The following is a 4,720-nucleotide window of genomic DNA, read 5'->3' as shown; positions in this document are numbered from 1 at the left end:
TCCTGATGGTCAGCCCGCTTGAAGATATCTGGTCGAAAACACGACCTGTAACCGTATCTTTACTATGGCCTTGACGCGGTAGCAGACTTTGGCTGCGTTGCAGAAAATCTGCAAGGTGGGCTCCAAGCTGCCTTGCGGCGGTGCAGCAGCAAGATCACAGTGAGACCCTACCTGACTGCCGTGAGCTAATGACGGCAGCCAGCCCAAAGACGACCTTCCAGCAGGGCGCAGCGCAGGCTCTGCTGCAGGCGCGAGAGGTTTCCCAAGAGCGGACATTCGGGTCTGCTCAACCAACCAGGGCGACGCTGCAATCAGTGCAGAAGTCAGCGAAGCGCAGGTTGTGACCTTTGCAAAGTCACGAATGCGCTGCCATTTTCGGGCGAAACCAGATTTACACTGCTGCGATGCAGTACAGCAAATTCGCCGTTCGCCGTTCGCCGTTCGCTGCGGTTGCGAAGCCACAGGCCCGGTCAACTCACGCTTTGCGCGACAAAGCTGACGTTAAGATGTAATCACTTTCGCGGTCAGCCGAGGTTTGTCTGCGCCGTCTCTTCCGACCCAAGGCACTACTCGCGCGTCCACACTGCAACATGTGCAGGCGCAGGGAATTCGACTGTGCCATCTGCTGCCGCAAACGTGTCCAACCGCGTCTCCGCCGCCGCAACCAGCGCTTCAAACCCGTCGTCATCGATAAAGTCAGACAGCGTCCATCCACGAACATCCATTCGGACCCATTCCCGGATGGACGCAAATCGTGCGACTCCAGAAATGGTGGTCACGGCCGCGCCGTCAAGCCCGCCTGCCTTGAGCACGTTCTGGAACGCCTGCCTGTCGCCAAGGACAAAAGGAGCGCCGAGGGCGTCTGAAGCGCTTTGTCCGAACATCTCGTCGATGAGCTGTATCATGCACGCATAGCCGGGTGAGTTAGCAGCAGCATCCCAGACAGAAAGGGCGATCCTGCTGCCCGGGCGAAGCACGCGGCGCATTTCATGAAGGGCCTTCGATCTGTCGTCGAAGAACATCAACCCGAATTGGCATAGGACGACATCGAAAGAATGATTGTCAAACGGAAGCGCTTCGGCCAAGCCTTCAACCCACTTGATGCCTGGAGCATGCTTTTGCGCGACGGAGAGCATGCCGGCATTTCGGTCGAGTCCGACAATGCGGCCGCCCGACCCGATACGCGAGGCGGCCTCGCGTGTTGTCGCGCCTGTTCCACAAGCCACGTCGAGCACATTGTGGGTTACCTCAATTGCTGCTGCGTCGCAAAGCGGGCTCGCCCATTCGCCAAAGAGCGCAGGCACGAAGAATTCGTCATAGATTTCGGCTGCGGACCTGGATACCTGCCCAGCACTGGCGGCGTTTGTGGTCATGATTTCACCTCGCGGTTCGATTGCGGTCGGACCAATGATGACGTATGCTACCCTCTGCAATATAGTTCAAAATATGTAGCAACGTGGAAGGCGGGTCGGATGAAATCCTATGGCCAGTTTTGCCCGGTCGCCAAGGCGGCGGAGCTTTTTTGCGAACGCTGGAACGCGCTCATCGTTCGAGACCTTGCGGCGGGACCGCGTCGGTTCACCGAGCTAAAGCGCGGCGTTCCGCTGATGTCGCCATCGCTTCTGTCGGCCCGCTTGAAGTGGTTGATCGATGAGGGCGTAGTCGTGCGTCACGATATTGGTGAGAAGCGGCCGGGCTATGCATTGACCGAAGCCGGGCGTGAGTTCGTCCCCCTCGTCGAGGCCCTTGGTGTCTGGGGACAGAGATGGACGAGGCGCAAACTGAGGGAGCACGAAATGGACATCGGGCTTCTTGTTTGGAGCCTGGAAAGTTCCACCAACCCGAATGCGTTCGGCGCGAAGCGCTGCCTCATTCGGCTTGAGCTGACGGACCAAATAGACTCGAAACGGTTCTGGTGGTTTTTGAACCAGAAAGGGCGATGTGAACTTTGCGTCGATGATCCGGGCGGGGAGGTGAGCCTTTATGTGGCATGCACCCTTGCCGATGCCATTTATGTCATAAGAGGGGATATTTCTCCGGCCTCGGCAATGGACAAACAGATTCTGGAGTTTCACGGCGACGGCTGGGCGCGCCGCGCGTTCACGAAATGGCTCAATCTCGCCCCTATCACGCAGGTGTCGTCGCGCCGTTCGAACGCGTAGGAAAGTTCCGCTTTGGGCTCAGAGCCGCCTTGCGGCAGTGCGGCGCGTGATTTTCACTGTCACCCGCCCTGGTCGGCCACACCGGATGCCCGGTGCCAGCCCTTTCACGACATTCGTTCTGCACCTGCATCAGATGGCTCTGCCTACTGGCCAGGGCGGTTTTCGGACATTCGCTGCGCCATGTACCGATGACCGCTATGCCTAATGGTAACTGCATGGGCTGCTGGTCACTCCGGCGCTACCCCGCGCAAGGCGTCGATCATATTCTTAGAGTTGTGCGATGGCGACAGTTACCAACCCCTTCTGTCCATCTAGGCCGATTCTCTTGCCTCCGCCGATCTGATTTGGCTATGAGTTACATAGTCGAGCAAATCGCATCTTTAAAACAATGGGCGGCGAAGAAAATTGAGAGTAGTTGTCTCGTATAAAATAAAAAACAAAATCACAATTGATACGCCCTTCGTAGTGCAGCACGAAACAAGAGCCTATCATTTAGCAAGGGATGAGGGGGAAATTTCAGAAGTATCTGTCATTTTCACCGGGCAGGACGTTGGAAACGCACCAACGTTCACATCCGGTGACGGTGGAAATAAAATACCGAAAATCTCTGTCAAGGATAACTATTCTTTGTTGGCGGAGAGAGATATTCGGTCTTGGCAGTCAATTTTGGCGCCCTACCAGTGCCTCGATATAGATTTTTCCACAAAAGAAACCGCTTACCATGCTGAAACCACTGAAGAGCAAGAGGCTATCAAACTCAAGACTTTCAAGATTGAGACAGGTGAGTACAAAGGACCATCATCCGAGGATTTTTCTTTGTATGGAAGAGCCTTCCTAGCAATCCCCAAACACTATGACACAATTGCGAAAACCGCTTTTTACATCGAAGGGGTTCACCATCTAAAATCCGGCCACTGTATAGATGCCTACAATTTATTTTACTTATATCTAGAGGCGAATTTCAACCTCCCATTCAAAATGGCCGCTGCGAAGAAATCCCTTATGGGGAATCCGGAGTTCCAACGGGCTCTTAAGCAGCAGGCGAAGGATAAAACTTGGCACCGGTCCGATGTAACTCTGACATTGGAGGGGATTTCCGCCCCAGAATATGACGCCGAAAAGCTCACAAAGAGCATCATCAAACTGAGGGGGCATTTGCGCCATAACACATTGTCAAATCCCAACCGATGGGACCCACACAACCAAGATAAGCACAGGCAAGACGCCGTTTTCTTGTCTGGCGTTTGTCAGTCTCTAGCCTCCCCGATTTTTTCCACGACATTTGAACCTGAGTATGCAGACGAGTTTCTGCGCCTTGCACAAGAGAAAAAACATATGACGAAAATCAATGTGACCATCACTATAAAGGATTTGGCTTCGGCGTTGCCGCACGACATTCATCTCGATATGAACATCCCGACCGTGGATGACACGCCGAATTTAGCCAAGACCGCAATGGAAAATGCGTTACAGTATGTAAACGAAAATGCGCCAGGGGCTGACCTTTACGCAATTCGAGCAAACCTATCTCCTAGAGGGGTGGAGTTATTCAGGTATGATTTGGGACCGAGTATCGGCAGAAAATAACCTTTGGCTGTAGTACCCGACTTGATGTAGTACGCATAAGTTTAGCGTGCATGCCCACCAACAATGTCGAGGACGTACGGAAGCTATTTTTGCCGACGCCTCGCTTAGCGCTGCGTTTCGCGAATTTTCCTGAAACCGCTGACAGCGGTCATTGAAGTGCGACGGGCAAGAACGTCGGCTCCGGGCCGCTCGCCGAACTTTGCAAAGGTTACTATCTGCACTTCGCTGACCTTGATGCGAGGCGCAGCATCGCCTGGGGCGGTTCAACAGTGCGAAGGTCCGCTCTCGGGAACCTTCTTCGCGCTTGCAGCAAAGCATTCGCTGCGCCCTGGTCAACAGCGCAAAACAGAGAAAAGTCGCTTGATCACAAAGAACAATCCCTGTTTAATGGCGCAGCAATCCGCCGCTATACCGGCGATAAGATAAACAAACAGGCAAGCGGCGCTCAAATGATGATTTTCTTTCGAGAGCGCTTAGCCGTTCTCGCTGTCCCAAAGACCGGGACATCCAGCTTGGAAAAAGCACTGGATCCCAAGGCTTCAGCCACTTTCCGTGGTCCGCCGCAGCTCAAACATACCCGTGCACGCGAGTTTGAGACCAATTTTCGATCCCTGTTTGAAAAGAAGGGTCTGCCACCAATCGAAACCATGGCTGTCATGCGCGAGCCGATCCAATGGCTGGGCAGCTGGTTTCGCTATCGTCAACGCCCATCCTTACAGGGCCACCCCAAGAGCACTGCCGGTGTCAGTTTTAACGACTTTGTGGCGGCCTATCTTACCGAGGGTCGCCCCGCCTATGCCAATATCGCTCAGCAGGCAGATTTCATCACGGATAAAAACGGGGCGCTTCTGGTCGATCACCTGTATTCCTATTCTGACCTGCCTGCTGCACTTCAATTTCTAGAAAAGCGTCTGCAGCAGACAATCACTCTGCCGTTGGTCAATAAATCCCCCCAAAAGGCCAGCCAGGAT

Annotated in this window: 4 protein-coding genes; 3 read left to right on the top strand and 1 reads right to left on the bottom strand. The window is 54.1% G+C overall.

Annotated features, from left to right (window positions below; all coding sequences use genetic code 11):
- Positions 1-566 precede the first annotated feature (566 nt).
- Entirely contained in the window at positions 567-1,373 is an 807-nt protein-coding gene (locus LRK71_RS18550) for a class I SAM-dependent methyltransferase (RefSeq protein WP_232405457.1), read from the bottom strand.
- 99 nt (positions 1,374-1,472) lie between these two features.
- Here LRK71_RS18550 and LRK71_RS18545 point away from each other — a divergent pair, with 99 nt between their 5' ends.
- From LRK71_RS18545 to LRK71_RS18535, 3 genes are all read left to right on the top strand, one after another.
- Positions 1,473-2,162 carry a winged helix-turn-helix transcriptional regulator gene (locus tag LRK71_RS18545; RefSeq protein ID WP_232405456.1) on the top strand — a complete coding sequence of 230 codons (690 nt, stop codon included), beginning with the start codon at positions 1,473-1,475 and terminating at the stop codon, positions 2,160-2,162.
- A 405-nt stretch (positions 2,163-2,567) separates the two neighbouring features.
- Positions 2,568-3,749 (top strand): hypothetical protein, encoded by a 1,182-nt coding sequence (locus tag LRK71_RS18540; RefSeq protein ID WP_232405455.1) that lies wholly within the window; start codon positions 2,568-2,570, stop codon positions 3,747-3,749.
- A gap of 269 nt (positions 3,750-4,018) precedes the next feature.
- On the top strand, positions 4,019-4,720 hold a 702-nt coding region (locus LRK71_RS18535; protein WP_232405454.1), incomplete at its 3' end, for a hypothetical protein.

The organism is Pseudophaeobacter flagellatus (assembly GCF_021228235.1).
Lineage (GTDB): Bacteria > Pseudomonadota > Alphaproteobacteria > Rhodobacterales > Rhodobacteraceae > Pseudophaeobacter > Pseudophaeobacter flagellatus.
Note: the sequence above shows the minus strand (reverse complement) of the source record. Positions and strands in the feature narration are given on the sequence as shown.